This is a genomic window from Variovorax sp. E3, assembly GCF_016082275.1.
In the GTDB taxonomy this organism is placed as follows: domain Bacteria; phylum Pseudomonadota; class Gammaproteobacteria; order Burkholderiales; family Burkholderiaceae_C; genus Variovorax.
Map to the genome: position 1 here is coordinate 1 of NZ_MOWM01000082.1, position 15,711 is coordinate 15,711.

A 15,711-nucleotide genomic window follows, 5' to 3' on the forward strand; every position below is an offset into this window, starting at 1 on the left:
GCGAGGGCCACGCCGCCGAGCGCGGCGAGCACGCGCCGGCGCCTCGGGTGATACAGGGGCTGCGGGGTTGCTGTGGTCATCCGTCCTTGTCTCCGTGGTGCGCGCCGGGCGAGGCGCACGGCGATGGGTCGCGGCCACTGTAGAGGGCCGACAATTGATTCATCTAATCAATCATTGCCGGGACAAACCCTATGCACGCGCCGCCGCGCACGCTCGACGACCTGCTGCTCTATCGCACCAGCCGCCTGCTGTCGGTGGCCGGCAGCATGGTGATCCGCCTGTGCGAAGGACGCTTCGGCATCACGCGGCGCGAATGGCGGCTCATCGCCACGCTCGCGGGCCACGGCGCGCTGGGCTCGTCGCAACTGGCCGAGCACGCGCAGCTCGACCGGGCGCGCACCTCGCGCGCGGTGAGCTCGCTGGTCGAGAAGGGCCTGGTGTCGCGCGAGCAGCCCGCCGGCGACCGCCGCCATGTGCGCCTGCGGCTGACCGCGCCGGGCCGCAAGCTCCACGCACAGCTGTACCCGCTGGTCTCGGGCATCAACGCCGAACTGCTCGGCGCACTGGACACCCACGAGGTCGCGCTGCTCGACGACATGCTGCGGCGCTTGCATGCGCGCGGCGAGGCCATGGTGGCCGCGGCCGATCTGCCCAAGGCCGACCGGCGCCGCCGCGAGCCGCCCGCCGCTCGCTGAAATCCGCTGAGATCCGCAGAGATCCGCAGCGATCCACTGAACCCCGCCGAAGCGGGTGCGCTCGCGTGCGCGGCGCACGGCTCATCCGTGCATACCCTAGGTTTGTGAAGCGATGAAACAGACCGCTAGGAAAGCCTCGGCAATTCATTTAACATGTTAAGTAATTTCGAAAGAGACGCCTCTTGAGCACGACATTCACGCACCGCAATTTGCCGCGCCTGCTGCTGCAGGCCCGCGAAGCCGTGATGGCCCACACCCGGCCCAGCCTGCGCGAGCACGCCCTGTCCGACCAGCAATGGCGCGTGCTGCGCGTGCTGGGCGAACACGGCGCGGTCGACACCGGCCGCGTCGCGCGCGAGGCCTTCATCCTCGGCCCCAGCCTCACCGGCGTGCTCGCGCGCATGGAGCGCGACAACCTCATCACCCGCGCCCGCGACCCGGCCGACCAGCGCCGCACCGTGGTCGAGGCCACGCCGCACGGCATGAAGCTGGTGAAGCGCCTGGGCACCAGCATCGAGGCGCACTACGAGTGGATGGAAAAGTCCCTCGGCAAGGCCAAGCTCGCGCAGCTCTACGGGCTGCTCGACGAACTGATCGCACTGGAACAACCCGCACCATGAGCACACCCCATTTCCTGCCGACCGGCACGGTGTACGGCACCTTGCTGAACTTTCGCGCCGAGGTCGACGCGCTCGCGCCGCAGATGACGCAGCCGCCCTACAAGGCGCCGCCCAAGGCCCCCGTGCTCTACGTGAAGACGGCCAACACCTGGAGCCCGCACGGCAGCGCCATCGCCGTGCCGGCGGACGTGCCCGAGGTGGAAGTCGGCGCGAGCATCGGCATGGTGATCGGCGCCGAGGGCGACGTCGAAGGCTTCGTGCTCATGAACGACCTGTCGATTCCGCACGCGAGCTTTTTCCGCCCGCCGGTGAAGTTCAAGTGCGTCGACGGCTTCCTGGGCATCGGCCCGGTGCTGCGCGACGCGCAGGACGTGGCCGACGCCGCGAGCTTTCGCGTCGAGGTGCGCATCAACGGCGAACTGAAGCAGTCGCTCGACTTCTCCCGGCTCGTGCGCCCCGCGCAGCAGCTGCTGGCCGACGTCGGCGAGTTCATGACGCTCGCGCACGGCGACGTGCTGATGCTCGGCTGCGACCTGGGCCGCCCGCTGGCACGCGCCGGCGACCGCATCGACATTTCCGCGCCGGGCTTCGAGGCCCTGGCCAACACGCTGGTGAAGGAAGCCGCATGAAGCACGCACGCGTCATCTACGAAGGCCGCGAGCACACCGGCACCGCCCACGAATTCAACGGCCAGCCCGACGCGGCCGTGCGCCTGGACGACGGCCGCGTGGTGCCGCAGGAACAGCTCGTGTGGTTGCCGCCGCTCGCGCCCACGGCCCGCCCGCGCACCATCCTCGCGCTGGGCCTGAACTACGCCGACCATGCGAAGGAACTGGAGTTCAAGGCGCCCGAGGAACCGCTGGTGTTCGTCAAGGGCCAGAGCGCGCTCATCGGCCACCGCCAGAAAACGCACCGCCCGGCCGACGTGCAGTTCATGCACTACGAATGCGAGCTCGCCATCGTGGTCGGCAAGACCGCGAAGCACGTGAAGCGCGACGACGCCTACGACTTCATCGGCGGCTACACGGTGGCCAACGACTACGCCATCCGCGACTACCTGGAGAACTGGTACCGCCCCAACCTGCGCGTGAAGAACCGCGACACCTGCACGCCGCTGGGCCCGTGGTTCGTCGACGCGGCCGACGTGGCCGACCCGATGGCGCTCGCGCTGCGCACCACCGTCAACGGCACGGTCACGCAGCAGGGCAACACGCGCGACATGATCTTCGACGCGCCCTTCCTCATCGCGTACTTCAGCCGCTTCATGACGCTGTCGCCGGGCGACCTGATCCTTACCGGCACGCCCGACGGCGTGGTCGATTGCAAGCCGGGCGACGTCATCGTCACCGAGATCGAACACATCGGCGCGCTCGTCAACACCATCGCGGCGCCCTGAGTTTTTCGCCGCCACGCCTTCTCATCCCACAACAGATCAGCGGAGACAACACGACATGATCACCGGCAAGAAGCTCCTCCAGTTCACGGCCGTCGCACTGGCGCTGGCCGTTTCGGCCGCGGCACCCGCGCAGACCGCCTACCCCGCCAAGCCCGTGCGCTGGGTGGTCGGCTACCCGGCCGGCGGCGGCACCGACTTTCTCGCGCGCACCGTGGGCGCGCAGGTCTCGCAGCAGATGGGCCAGCCGGTGCTGGTCGAGAACAAGCCCGGCGCGGGCGCGATCATCGCGTCGGAGAACGTGGCGCGTTCGGCGGGCGACGGCTATACCGTGTTCTCGGCCGACAACGGCGTGCTGGTCTACAACCCCGCGCTCTACAAGAAGCTGCCCTACGACGCCGAGAAAGACTTCGCGCTCGTGGGCATGATGGGCCGCTCGCCGCTCATCATCACGGCCGCGCCCAACGCCGGCATCGCCGACGCGAAGGCGCTGCTCGCCGCGCTCAAGGCCTCGCCCGGCAAGTACAGCATCGCGACGCCCGGCACCGGCAGCCCGCATCACCTGGCGTACGAGCTGTTCCAGCGCGAGGCCGGCGTGTCCATGCTGCACGTGCCCTACAAGGGCGGCGCGCCCGCGCTGCAGGACCTCATGGGCGGCCAGGTCGCGCTGATGATGCTCGACCTGCCCAGCGGCGTGAGCGCCGTGAAGGCCGGCAAGGTGGTGCCGCTGCTGGCCATGTCGGCCGAGCGCGTGCCGCAGCTGCCCAACGTTCCCACCGCCAGGGAGCTCGGCTTCGCGAACGTCGAGGCCTACACCTGGCAAGGCCTGGTGGTGCCCGCGGCCACGCCGAAGGACGTGCAGGCCCGGCTCGGCACCGAGCTGCAGAAGGCCATGGCCGACGCCGGCGTGCGCCAGAAGCTCTACGACGCGGGCTGGGAAGCACGCCCCGCCGACGCCGCCGAAATGACGCGCTACACCGGCACCGAGCGCAAGACATGGCACGCCTTGATCAGCGCGCGACATCAAACTGGACTGAACCGGACACATCTCCATGCAACAGATCGACCACCTCATCAACGGCAAGCGCGTTGCCGGCACCGACTACTTCGAGACCGTCAACCCCGCCACGCAGGAAGTGCTGGCCGAAGTCGCCTCCGGCGGCGAAGCCGAAGTGAACGCGGCCGTGGCCGCCGCCAAGGAAGCCTTTCCCAAGTGGGCCGGCATGCCCGCGCCCGAACGCGCCAAGCTCATTCGCAAGCTCGGCGACCTGATCGCCGCGCACGTGCCCGAGATCGCGCAGACCGAAACCAACGACTGCGGCCAGGTGATCGCGCAGACCGGCAAGCAGCTGATTCCGCGCGCGGCCGACAACTTCTACTACTTCGCCGAGATGTGCACGCGGGTGGACGGCCACACCTACCCCACGCCCACGCACCTGAACTACACGCTGTTCCACCCGGTGGGCGTGTGCGCGCTCATCAGCCCTTGGAACGTGCCCTTCATGACCGCCACCTGGAAGGTCGCGCCCTGCCTGGCCTTCGGCAACACGGCGGTGCTGAAGATGAGCGAGCTGTCGCCGCTCACGGCCGCGCGCCTGGGCGAGCTGGCGCTGGAGGCCGGCATTCCGCCCGGCGTGCTGAACCTGGTGCACGGCTACGGCAAGGAAGCGGGCGAGCCACTGGTGGCGCACCCCGACGTGCGCGCCATCTCGTTCACCGGCTCCACCGCCACCGGCAACCGCATCGTGAAGAGCGCGGGCCTGAAGAAGTTCAGCATGGAACTGGGCGGCAAGAGCCCGTTCGTGATCTTCGAGGACGCCGACCTCGACCGCGCGCTCGACGCGGCCGTGTTCATGATCTTCAGCAACAACGGCGAGCGCTGCACGGCGGGCTCGCGCATCCTGGTGCAACAGTCCATCTACGCGGACTTCGCGGCCAGGTTCGCGCAGCGCGCCAGGCGCATCACCGTGGGCGACCCGCTCGACGAGAAGACCATCGTCGGCCCGATGATCTCGCAGGCCCACCTGGCCAAGGTGCGCAGCTACATCGAGCTGGGCCCCAAGGAAGGCGCGACGCTGCTGTGCGGCGGGCTCGAAGCCCCTTCGAACCTGCCCGACCGCGTGAAGAAGGGCAACTACGTGATGCCCACCGTGTTCGCCGACGTCGACAACCGCATGAAGATCGCGCAGGACGAGATCTTCGGCCCGGTCGCCTGCCTGATCCCGTTCAAGGACGAGGCCGATGCGATCCGCCTGGCCAACGACATCCAGTACGGCCTGAGCAGCTACGTGTGGACCGAGAACATCGGCAAGGCCCACCGCGTGGCCGCCGCCGTGGAGGCCGGCATGTGCTTCGTCAACAGCCAGAACGTGCGCGACCTGCGCCAGCCCTTCGGCGGCACCAAGGCCTCGGGCACGGGCCGCGAAGGCGGCACCTGGAGCTACGAGGTGTTCTGCGAACCGAAGAACGTGGCGGTGTCCATGGGCTCGCACCACATTCCGCACTGGGGCGTGGCGTGAACGCCAAGCGCCGCACGCTGCTGCAGGGCGCGGCCGCATTCGCGGCCCTGCCCTCGCTGGCACGCGCGCAGGCCGCATGGCCCAACAAGCCGATCCGCGTGATCGTGCCCTTCACGCCCGGCGGCACCACCGACTTCGTGACGCGGCTCGTGAGCGTGGAGCTGTCGAAGGCGCTGGGCCAGCCCGTGATCGTCGACAACAAGCCCGGCGCTGGCACGGTGATCGGTGTGGATGCCGCCGCCAAGGCCGCGCCCGACGGCTACACCTTCGTGTGCGTGGCCAACAGCTTCGCGGCCAACCAGACGCTGATCCGCAAGCTGCCCTACGACACGCAGAAAGACCTGCGCCCGGTCGCGCTCATGGGCATGTCGGAGCACGTGCTGGCCACGCACCCGAACAGCGGCCTGAAGACGCTCGCCGACCTGCGCAACGCGGCCAAGGCCAAGCCCGGCACGCTGAGCTTCGCCTCCTTCGGCAACGGCACCTCGGCGCACCTGTCGGGCGAGATGCTCAAGCTGCAGATGGGCCTGGACATCGTGCACGTGCCCTACAAGGGCCAGGGCCCGGCCCTCACCGATCTGCTCGGCGGCCAGGTGACGATGATGTTCGGCAACTGGCCCGAGTTCCGCAGCCACGTGCAGAACGGCAAGCTGGTGGCGCTGGGCATGGCGACCGCGCAGCGCTCGCAGTACGCGCCCGCCATACCCACACTGGCCGAACAGGGCGTGCCCATCGAGTCCAATTCGTGGAACGGCCTGCTGGCCCCGGCCGGCACGCCCGACGCCGTGGTGCAGCGCATGAACGCCGAGGTCAACCGCGCGCTCGCGGGGCCGGTGGTGACGGAGGCTTTCCACAAGGGAGGCATCGCGTCGCTGTCGGGCACGCCCGAGCGCTTCGCGGCTTTCATCCAGAGCGAGATTGCCAAGTACGGCGACGTGATCCGCAAGGCCAACATCCAGATCGAGGGCTGAACGATGAGCCTCTATGCGATGCAGAAGTTCTTGTTCGCGCTCAACCGCGAGCAGGAAACGCAGCGGCGCTACGCCGAAGGCGGCGCCGCGCGTACCGCGCTGCTGGGCGCCTACGACTTCACCGACGAGGAGCGCGAGGCCATCGACAGCGGCGACATCGGCAAGCTCTACGTGCTGGGTTGCAACGGCCAGTTGCTCATGCACTTCGCGCCGTTGCTCGGCATACCGTGGGCCGACTACCTCGAAGCCATGCGCGAAGGTGTACGCAAGTACGGCCCGGTGCGTGCAGGAATCTACGCAATGACAACAGGCACAGACGAAAAGGTGGCGGGCGTATGAGTCTCGTATTCGCAGGCGTGTGCAGCCACGCCCCCGGCATCACCGGCCGCGCGCACCTGGCCGACGCGGCAGTGAAGGACGAGTTCCACGCGCAGTTCCACCGCTTCGGCGAGGCGATGCGCGCGACGAAGCCCGACGCGGTGATCGTCATCGCGGCCGAGCACTTCGCGAACTTCTTCATGAACAACATGCCGGCCTACGCCATCGGCATGGCCGACAGCTACGAAGGCCCGATCGAAGACCCGAAGTGGCTGGGCATCGACAAGCACACCATTCCCGGCGACGCCGCGCTGTCGCAGCGCCTCATTCGCGAGGTGATGCAGACGGTGGACGTGGCCTATGCGGAAGAATGGAAGTTCGACCACGGCATCATGGTGCCGCTGAACTTCCTGACGCCGAACTTCGACACCAAGGTGATCCCGGTGAACATCAACTGCCAAGGCCCGCCGCTCACGCCGCTGCACCGCGCCTGGGCCTTCGGCGAGGCCCTGCGCCGCGCCTGCGACAAGGCACCCGAGCGCATTGCGCTGGTGGGCACGGGCGGCATCTCGCACTGGCCGGCCACGCCCGACTCGGGCAAGGTCAACGCCGAGTGGGACGCCGAGTTCATGAAGCGCTGGTGCGCCAACGACCGCGAGGGCCTGCTCTCGCAGGACGACTACGGCGACGAAGCCACCTACCGCGAAGCGGGCCAGGGCGGCTTCGAGATCCGCACCTTCATCACCGTGGCCGCGGCCGCGCGCGGCAAGGGCGAGATCTTCCACATGAAGGCGATCCCGATCTTCGCGGTGACATGCACGGCCGCGACCATGTCGGTGGAATGAACGGAGAACGACGATGCCCCACCTGGTGATTCTGTACACGCCGAACATCGAGGCCGAGACCGACATGTCGGCGCTGTGCCGCACGCTGGCCGACACCATGCTGAAACAGCGCGACGAAGCCGACAAGCCGGTGTTCCCCATCGGCGGCACGCGCGTGCTGGCCTACCCCGCCGCGCACTACGCGGTGGCCGACGGCAAGGCCGACTACGCCTTCGTGTACCTCAACATCCGCATGGCCGCGGGCCGCTCCGAGGCCGTGAAGAAAAAGGCCGGCGACGAACTGCTGGCCGACGTGCGCGCGCATTTCGCGCCCGTCTTCGCGCAGCGCCACATCGGCATCACGCTGCAGATCGACGAAAGCCCCGGGCAGGTGTACGACGGCAAGCACAGCAACCTGCATCCCCTGTTCAACAAGACCTGAAACGACCGCCATGCTCTCCACCGCCACCATCGCCCAACTGGCCGCCGAGCTGCACGAAAGCGAGAAGTCGCGCGTGCAGGTCGAGCACTTCTCCAAGCGCTTCCCGGAGATGACGATCGAAGACGGCTACGCCATCTCGCGCGAATGGGTGAAGAACAAGATCGCCGAAGGCCGCATCGTCAAGGGCCACAAGATCGGCCTCACGTCGCGCGCCATGCAGCAGTCCAGCCAGATCGACGAGCCCGACTACGGCACGCTGCTGGACGACATGTTCTTCGAGCAGGGCGGCGACATTCCGTTCAAGCGCTTCATCGCGCCGCGCATCGAAGTCGAGCTGGCCTTCATCCTCGGCAAGAAGCTGCAGGGCCCGAACGTGACCATCTTCGACGTGCTGGCCGCCACCGACTACGTGGTGCCCGCCATCGAGATCATCGACGCGCGCATCGAGCAGTTCGACCGCCACACCAAGGCCATGCGCAAGGTGTTCGACACCATCGCCGACAACGCGGCCAACGCCGGCATCGTGATGGGAGGACGCCCGGTGAAGCCCGACGCGGTCGACCTGCGCTGGGTGAGCGCGCTGCTCTACAAGAACGGCGTGATCGAGGAGTCGGGCGTGGCCGCGGCCGTGCTCAACCACCCGGCCACCGGCGTGGCGTGGCTGGCGAACAAGCTCGCGCCGTGGGACGAATGCCTGGAGGCCGGCGAGGTGGTGCTGGGCGGTTCGTTCACGCGGCCCACCAACGCCGTGCCGGGCGACACCTTCCACGCCGACTACGGCCCCCTGGGCTCCATCGCTTTCCGTTTTGTCTGAAAAGAAAACCATGCACACCCCCCTGAACACCTTCAAGCAGGCCCTGCAGGCCGGCAAGCCCCAGATCGGCCTGTGGGTCGGCCTGGCCGACGGCTACGCGGCCGAGATCCTGGCCGGCACCGGCTACGACTGGCTGCTGGTGGACGGCGAGCACGCGCCCAACGACGTGCGTTCGGTGCTGGCGCAGCTGCAGGCCATTTCCAGCGCATGGTCGGCACAGCCCGAGGCCGAGCGCTCGCAGCCGATCGTGCGCATTCCGGTCGGCGACACCACGCTGATCAAGCAGTACCTGGACATCGGCGCGCAGACGCTGCTGGTGCCGATGGTCGACACCGCCGAGCAGGCCGCGCGCCTGGTGCAGGGCATGCGCTACCCGCCCGAAGGCATCCGCGGCATGGGCAGCGCGCTGGCTCGCGCCTCGCGCTGGCAGGCCTACCCCAATTACCTGCACGAAGCCAACGCGCAGACCTGCCTGCTGGTGCAGGCCGAGACGGTGGAAGCCATGAAGAACATCGACGCCATCGCGGCCACGCCGGGCGTGGACGGCGTGTTCATCGGCCCGGCCGACCTGTCGGCCTCGATGGGCTTCGTGGGCCAGCCCAACCACCCCGAGGTGCAGGCCGTGATTGCCGACGCGTGGCGCGCATCCTCAAGGCCGGCAAGGCGCCGGGCATCCTGTCGACCACCGAGGAGCAGGCGCGCAAGTGGCTCGCGGCCGGCGCGCTGTTCGTGGCGGTGGGGGTGGACACCATCTTGCTGTCGGCGGCGGCGAAGCAGCTGCTCGCCAAGTTCAAGACCGCCCAGGGCGCGCAGACACCCAACGGTTACTGATTTCCTTCAACACAACCCAGGGAGTTTCTCGATGCATCGCATGACCTGGGCGGCCACGGCCGCCGCCGCCACGCTCTTCCTCGCCGCCTGCGCGCCCATGGGCGCCGGCAAGGCGGGCCCGACCGCGCAGCAGGAGGCCAACCGCCAGGCGGTGCTGGCCTTCTACGAGAAGGGCCTGAACCAGAAGGACGCCGACGCGGCGCTGCAGTACGTGGGCAGCCGCTACGTGCAGCACAACCCCACGGCGGCCGACGGGCCCGAGGGCTTTCGCAAGTTCGGCGCGTTCCTGCGCGAGAAGTTTCCGAAGTCGCACAGCGACATCAAGCGCAGCTTCGTCGACGGCGACTACGTGATCCTGCACGTCAACGCGGTGCGCGAGCCGGGCACGCGCGGCAGCGCCATCGTCGACATCTTCAAGCTGGAGAACGGCAAGATCGTCGAGCACTGGGACGTGGTGCAGCCGGTGCCCGAAACCTCCGCCAACAAGAACGGCATGTTCTGACGCGCCCCTGATCCCCAACCCAGCCAGCCAACGCCAGCCAGCAAGCCCGATGACCTCGCCCACCGACCCGACGCCCAAGCGCTTTCGCTCCGCCACCATCCGCGAAGGCACGATCCGCGCGACCACGCGCAGCTTTTTGCATGCGCTGGGCCAGGACGACGAGGACATCGCGCGCCCGCACATCGGCGTGTTCCACACCGGCGGCGAAATGAGCCCGTGCAACCTCAACCTGCGCGAGCAGGCGCAGCACGCCAAGACCGGCATCTACGCCGGCGGCGGCACGCCGCACGAATGCCCCGTGGTGTCGATCAGCGACGGGCTGACCATGGCGCATTCGGGCATGCGCTTCTCGCTGGTCTCGCGCGAGCTGATCGCAGACAGCGTGGAGGCCTCCACGCGCGGCCACCAGTGGGACGGCATCTTCGCCATCGGCGCCTGCGACAAGAACCTGCCGGGTCTGATGATGGGCATGGTGCGCTGCAACGTGCCCAGCGTGTTCGTGCACGGCGGCTCGGCGCTGCCGGGGCAGATGCCGGGGCCGGACGGGCGCGACCTCAACGTGGTCGACACCTACGAGACCATCGGCAAGGTGCTGGCCGGCACCGCCACGCACGACGAACTCGACGCCATGAGCCGCGCCTGCCTGCCCACGGCCGGCGCCTGCGCGGGCCAGTTCACGGCCAACACCATGGGCATGGTGTCGGAGGCGCTGGGCCTGGCGCCCATCGGCTCGAGCATGGTGCCGGCGGTGTTCAGCGAACGCGCGCCGCTGATGCGCCGCGCGGCCAAGAACCTCATGAAGGCGGTGATGGGCGACAGCCCGCTGCCGCGCGACATCGTCACGCGCAAGGCACTGGAGAACGCCTGCGCCGTGGTCTCGGCCACGGGCGGGTCGACCAACGCCGCGCTGCACCTGCCGGCCATCGCGCACGAGGCGGGCATCAAGTTCCACCTCGACGACGTGGCCGAAGTGTTCGCGCGCACGCCGCTCATCGCCGACCTGCGCCCGGGCGGCCGGTACCTGGCGCGCGACGTGTTCTACATCGGCGGCGCGGGCGTCATCCTGCGCACGCTGCTGGAGCAGGGCTTCCTGCATGGCGACGTGCTCACCTTCACCGGCCGCACGATGGCCGAAGAGCTGGCCGGCGCGCTCGCGCCCGACGGCCGCGTGGTGCGCGAGGCCGGCAACCCGATCACGCGCGACGGCGGGCTGGCGGTGCTCAAGGGCAACCTGTGCCCCGACGGCGCGCTGCTCAAGACGGCCGGGCTGCAGGGGCTGGTGTTCCGCGGGCCGGCGCGCGTCTTCAACTCGGAAGAAGAAGCGCAGACCGCCGTGCAGAACCGCCTGTACCAGGCCGGCGACGTGATCGTGATCCGCAATGAAGGTCCCAAGGGCAGCCCCGGCATGCGCGAGATGCTGGGCATCACCGCGCTGCTCTACGGCCAGGGCATGGGCGACAAGGTCGCGCTGCTGACCGACGGCCGCTTCTCGGGCGCGACGCGCGGCCTGTGCATCGGCTACGCGGGGCCCGAAGCGGCCGACGGCGGCCCCATTGCCGCACTGCGCGACGGCGACGTGATCGCCATCGATGCGCGGGCCGAGGCGCGCGCCATTTCGGTCGAGCTTTCGGCCGAAGAGATTGCCACGCGCCTGGCCGCCCGCGACATCCATGCAGGCGCTGCCCGTGGCGGCGTGCTCGAGAAATACGCACTCACCGTGCGCCCGGCCCATCAAGGCGCCGTGACCCATTCGGGCGCGGTCACCTGGCTGCGCGACGCGTCCTGAAATCCCGCAGTTCGACACCACAAAACGGAGACAACCGACCATGCAGATTTCCCGCCGCCAGCTCCTCCAGACCACCAGCGCCTCGGCGCTGCTTGCCGGCATCGGCCGGCAGGCGTGGGCCCAATCGCAGCTGCCGCCGCTGGACACCGCGCGCATCATCACGGGCTTTTCGGCCGGGGGCACGTCGGACGTGACCTGCCGGCGCGTCGCCACCAAGCTCAGCCCCGGCTACGCCGCGAGCTCGGTGGTGGTCGAGAACCGCACGGGCGCGGGCGGCAGATCGCCATCTCGTACGTGAAGGGCCAGCCCGCCGACGGCTCGACCATGCTGCAGACGCCCACGTCGATGCTCACGATCTACCCGCACATCTACAAGAAGCTGCCGTACGACCCGGTGGCCGACCTTGCGCCGGTCTCGCTGGCCTGCGTGTTCGACTTCGGCTTCGCGGTCGGCCCGGCCGTGCCGGCCAGCGTGAAGACGGTGCCCGAGTTCCTGGCATGGGCCAAGGCCAATCCGGCGGGCGCCAACTTCGGCTCGCCGGCCGCGGGCTCCACGCCGCACTTCATCGGCGCGCTGCTGGCCAGGAACGCCGACGTCACGCTGCAGCACGTGGCCTACCGCGGCACGCAGCCGGCCATGCTCGACCTGCTGGGCGGCAGCGTGTCGGCCGTGTCGGGGCCCATCGGCGACATCACGCAGCACCTGGCCAGCGGCAAGGTGCGCATTCTGGGCACCTCGGGCACCAAGCGCAGCCGCTTCGCGCCCGACGTGCCGACCCTGCTCGAGCAAGGCCTGGAGGACATGGCCTTCAGCGAATGGTTCGGCTTCTTCCTGCCCGCCAAGGCGTCGCACGACGTGGTGGCGCGGCTGAACACGGCCATGAAGCAGGCCATCGCCTCGAAGGAAGTGGTCGACGGGCTGGCCGGCATCGGGCTGGAAGCCATGTCGTCGTCGCCCGCCGAACTGGCCGAACTGCTCAAGAAAGACACCGCGATGTGGGGCCCGATCGTCAAGAAGATCGGCTTCACCGCGGACGCCTGACACACTGACCCAAGGAACCGCACATGAACAACGCCATCGCCCCGGCAGCCTGCGCTGCCGCTTCACCCTCCTCGCTGGTTCACCCGAACCTGCACCCCGACGAGCGCGCCGCGCGCGAGGAACTCGCGGCCTGCTACCGCGTGTTCGCGATGCTGGGCTGGGTCGAGATGATCTACAACCACATCACCGTGCGCCTGCCCGACAGCGTGACGGGCGGCGAGAAGCAGTTCCTCATCAACCCCTTCGGCCTGCACTACAGCGAAGTGACGGCCAGCAACCTGGTGAAGATCGACCTGCAGGGCAAGGTGCTCGACGGCTCGACGCACAAGGTCAACCCGGCCGGCTTCGTGGTGCACGCGGCCATTCACGACGGCCTGCCCGGCGCGCACTGCGTGATGCACACGCACACCACGGCCGGCGTGGCCGTGGCCTGCCTGCAGGGCGGCCTGCAGCAGACCAACTTCTACACCGCGCAGCTGCACGGCATGGTGGCGTACCACGACTTCGAGGGCATCACCATCCACGCCGACGAGGGCCCGCGCCTGCTCCAGAGCATCGGCGATCGCAACGCGGTGATCCTGCGCAACCACGGCCTGCTGGCCTGGGGCCAGACGCTGCCGCAGACCTTCGCCATCCTGTGGACGCTGCAGCGCGCCTGCGAGATCCAGATGGCCACCTTCTCGATGGGCGCGGCCATTGCGGTGAGCGAGGAAATCGCGCAGCGCTGCACGCGCGACGCGCTGCAGTTCAGCCCCGAGCACGGCGCGGGGCAGGATGTGTTCAATGCGCTCGTGCGGCAGGTGGACCGCATCGACCCTTCGTACCGCAACTGAAACTGAAGCGACAGACCCCATGAAGATTTGCATCTACGGCGCAGGCGCCATCGGCGGCTGGATCGGCGTCGGCCTTGCGCAAGCGGGCCAGCGCCTGAACGTGGTGGCGCGCGGCGCCACGCTCGACGCGCTGCGGCGCGACGGCCTCTCGCTCATGCGCGGCGACGTGCGCACGCGCGTGCCCGTGAACGCGGTGGCCGACCCGGCCGAGCTCGGCGTGCAGGACCTCGTGGTCATTGCCGTGAAGGCGCCCGCGCTGGCCGGCGTGGCCGAACGCATCGGCCCGCTGATCGGGCCCGACACGCTCGTGCTGGTGGCGATGAACGGCGTGCCGTGGTGGTTCCTCGAAGGCGGCTTCGGCGGCGAGATCACGGGCCACCGGCTCGGGGCGGTCGACCCCGAAGGCGCCATCGCCCAGGCCATTCCCGCGCGCAACGTGATCGGCTGCGTGGTGCACGCAAGCTGCTCGCTCGACGGGCCGGGCGTGGTGCGGCACCACTTCGGCAACGGGCTGATCGTGGGCGAGCCTTCGGGCGAGGCCACGCCGCGCGTGCAGAAGCTGGTCGAGCTGCTCAAGAGCACGGGCATCGACACCACGCTGTCGCCGCAGATCCAGAAGGACGTGTGGTTCAAGCTGTGGGGCAACATGACGGTGAACCCGATCAGCGCGCTGACCGGCGCCACCACCGACCTGATCATGGGCGACGACCTGGTGCGCGGCTTCATCTCGGCGGTGATGCTGGAGGCCAAGGAGATCGGCCGGCGCATCGGCATCGAGATCACGCAAAGCCCCGAAGACCGGCACGCCGTGACGATGAAGCTCGGCGCGTTCAAGACCTCGATGCTGCAGGACGTGGAAGCCGGCCGCTCGGTCGAGCTCGACGCGCTGGTGACCGTGGTGCGCGAGCTGGGCGTGCTGACCGGCGTGGCCACGCCGTTCACCGACGCGCTGCTGGGGCTGGCGCGGCTGAGGACGCGGCAGCTCGGGCTGTACTGAGCGGGCGGCCCGCCCGCACCGAACGCAAAATCGCTTGACCCGGCCCCTGCGGCCGCCTTGATAAAGGCGCTGTCCCAGTTCGAGCCACGAGGTGATTTTGTGAATTCTTCTTCCGTCCGGTTCCTGAATCCTGCCGAGGCCGCCGCGCGGCTCGGCGTGTCGGCCAAGGCGCTGCGGCTCTATGAGCAGCGCGGCCTGGTGACGCCCTCGCGCACGGCGGCGGGGTGGCGCGCCTATGGGCCCGATGACATGGCGCGAGGCGCCGAGATCGTCGCGCTGCGCGCGCTCGGGCTGAGCCTGGCGCAGGTGGGGCGGGTGCTGGAGGGCGATGCGCAAGGACTGGAGCCCGCGCTGGCGGCGCACCAGGCGCTGCTCGAAGGGCGGGTTCGACAGCTTGGCGACACGGTCGAGAAAGTGCGCCATCTGCGGGCCGGCCTCGCGCGGGGGCAAGCCCCGACGGCCGGCGAGCTGGCGCATCTGCTGTCGCCCGGGAGCGGGCTCGACGTCGAATTCGAACTGCCCTGGCCCTGGGGCGGCGAACGCTTCGAGCTGCGCGGCATCCGGCCGCTGAACTACATCGTCGGGCCGCTGGGCAGCGGGAAGACACGGCTCGCCATGCGGCTGGCCGAGCGCATTCCGGGCGCCGTGTTCCTCGGGCTGGACCGCCCGGCGAGCCCCGAGGCAGCGCGCATGCCGCGTGTGGCCGAAGCGCTGGCGTGGCTCGTCGAGGACGGCGCCACGGCGTGCGACGCGCTGACGGCCCTGCTGGCGGGGATCGAGGCCGACGGGCCTTCGGCGCTGGTCGTCGACCTCGTGGAACAAGGGCTGGACCATGCCACGCAACAGGCGCTCATTGCGCACCTGCGGCGCCGCGCTCCCGAAAGCCGGCCGCTGTTCCTGCTCACGCGCTCCTGCGTGATCCTGGACCTGGCGGCAGTGGGCGACGGCGAATCGATCATCCTCTGCCCCGCCAACCACAGCCCGCCCACCGTCGTCGCGCCGTACCCTGGGTCGCCGGGCTACGAAGCGGTCGCGACCTGCCTTGCCACGCCGCAAGTGCGGGCGCGCACGCAGGGCGTCATCGCGTGGCGGCCCGAAGCCGCCTGAGCCCGGGCCGTGCCGGTG

15 protein-coding genes and 3 pseudogenes are annotated in these 15,711 nt (G+C 69.3%); all 18 read left to right on the top strand.

Annotation, left to right across the window (positions count from 1 at the left end):
* Positions 1-191 precede the first annotated feature (191 nt).
* Positions 192-695 (top strand): MarR family winged helix-turn-helix transcriptional regulator, encoded by a 504-nt coding sequence (locus BMG07_RS24485; protein ID WP_198086726.1) that lies wholly within the window; start codon positions 192-194, stop codon positions 693-695.
* Positions 696-877: 182 nt separating this feature from the next.
* On the top strand, positions 878-1,315 hold the full coding sequence (gene hpaR, locus BMG07_RS24490; RefSeq protein ID WP_198086727.1) for a homoprotocatechuate degradation operon regulator HpaR: 438 nt from the start codon (positions 878-880) through the stop codon (positions 1,313-1,315).
* Positions 1,312-1,944 carry a fumarylacetoacetate hydrolase family protein gene (locus BMG07_RS24495; RefSeq protein ID WP_198086728.1) on the top strand — a complete coding sequence of 211 codons (633 nt, stop codon included), beginning with the start codon at positions 1,312-1,314 and terminating at the stop codon, positions 1,942-1,944. The genes hpaR and BMG07_RS24495 overlap by 4 nt, the downstream gene beginning before the upstream one ends.
* A complete protein-coding gene (locus BMG07_RS24500; protein WP_198086729.1) occupies positions 1,941-2,711 on the top strand; it encodes a fumarylacetoacetate hydrolase family protein in 771 nt (256 codons plus the stop codon). Before BMG07_RS24495 ends, BMG07_RS24500 begins: the two co-directional genes overlap by 4 nt.
* 235 nt (positions 2,712-2,946) lie before the next feature.
* Positions 2,947-3,669, top strand: a pseudogene (locus tag BMG07_RS24505) (Bug family tripartite tricarboxylate transporter substrate binding protein); the annotation flags it as partial.
* 91 nt (positions 3,670-3,760) lie between these two features.
* Positions 3,761-5,227: a 5-carboxymethyl-2-hydroxymuconate semialdehyde dehydrogenase gene (gene hpaE / locus BMG07_RS24510; RefSeq protein ID WP_198086730.1), complete on the top strand. Its 1,467-nt coding sequence runs from the start codon at positions 3,761-3,763 to the stop codon at positions 5,225-5,227.
* Positions 5,224-6,198, top strand: a complete 975-nt coding sequence (locus BMG07_RS24515; RefSeq protein ID WP_198086751.1) for a tripartite tricarboxylate transporter substrate binding protein — start codon at positions 5,224-5,226, stop codon at positions 6,196-6,198. The genes hpaE and BMG07_RS24515 overlap by 4 nt, the downstream gene beginning before the upstream one ends.
* A 3-nt stretch (positions 6,199-6,201) precedes the next feature.
* Positions 6,202-6,537 carry an aromatic ring-opening dioxygenase subunit LigA gene (locus BMG07_RS24520; RefSeq protein WP_198086731.1) on the top strand — a complete coding sequence of 112 codons (336 nt, stop codon included), beginning with the start codon at positions 6,202-6,204 and terminating at the stop codon, positions 6,535-6,537.
* Complete coding sequence (locus BMG07_RS24525) at positions 6,534-7,361, top strand: extradiol ring-cleavage dioxygenase (RefSeq protein WP_198086732.1); 828 nt, start codon at positions 6,534-6,536, stop codon at positions 7,359-7,361. The genes BMG07_RS24520 and BMG07_RS24525 overlap by 4 nt, the downstream gene beginning before the upstream one ends.
* A 13-nt stretch (positions 7,362-7,374) precedes the next feature.
* The gene (locus BMG07_RS24530) at positions 7,375-7,782 is read left to right on the top strand and encodes a 5-carboxymethyl-2-hydroxymuconate Delta-isomerase (RefSeq protein WP_198086733.1); all 408 of its coding nucleotides are present in this window, start codon (positions 7,375-7,377) and stop codon (positions 7,780-7,782) included.
* Between the two features lie 10 nt (positions 7,783-7,792).
* Complete coding sequence (gene hpaH, locus BMG07_RS24535) at positions 7,793-8,596, top strand: 2-oxo-hept-4-ene-1,7-dioate hydratase (RefSeq protein WP_198086734.1); 804 nt, start codon at positions 7,793-7,795, stop codon at positions 8,594-8,596.
* A gap of 10 nt (positions 8,597-8,606) precedes the next feature.
* Positions 8,607-9,427, top strand: a pseudogene (gene hpaI, locus BMG07_RS24540) (4-hydroxy-2-oxoheptanedioate aldolase).
* Between the two features lie 97 nt (positions 9,428-9,524).
* A complete protein-coding gene (locus BMG07_RS24545) occupies positions 9,525-9,929 on the top strand; it encodes a nuclear transport factor 2 family protein (RefSeq protein ID WP_269759351.1) in 405 nt (134 codons plus the stop codon).
* 49 nt (positions 9,930-9,978) lie between these two features.
* Positions 9,979-11,715 (top strand): dihydroxy-acid dehydratase, encoded by a 1,737-nt coding sequence (ilvD, locus tag BMG07_RS24550; protein WP_198086736.1) that lies wholly within the window; start codon positions 9,979-9,981, stop codon positions 11,713-11,715.
* 40 nt (positions 11,716-11,755) lie between these two features.
* Positions 11,756-12,756 (top strand): annotated as a pseudogene (locus BMG07_RS24555) (Bug family tripartite tricarboxylate transporter substrate binding protein).
* Positions 12,757-12,779: 23 nt separating this feature from the next.
* Positions 12,780-13,589 carry a class II aldolase/adducin family protein gene (locus BMG07_RS24560; protein ID WP_198086737.1) on the top strand — a complete coding sequence of 270 codons (810 nt, stop codon included), beginning with the start codon at positions 12,780-12,782 and terminating at the stop codon, positions 13,587-13,589.
* A 19-nt stretch (positions 13,590-13,608) separates the two neighbouring features.
* Positions 13,609-14,586 carry a 2-dehydropantoate 2-reductase gene (locus BMG07_RS24565; protein WP_198086738.1) on the top strand — a complete coding sequence of 326 codons (978 nt, stop codon included), beginning with the start codon at positions 13,609-13,611 and terminating at the stop codon, positions 14,584-14,586.
* A 99-nt stretch (positions 14,587-14,685) separates the two neighbouring features.
* Entirely contained in the window at positions 14,686-15,693 is a 1,008-nt protein-coding gene (locus BMG07_RS24570; protein ID WP_198086739.1) for a MerR family transcriptional regulator, read from the top strand.
* Positions 15,694-15,711: the final 18 nt, after the last annotated feature.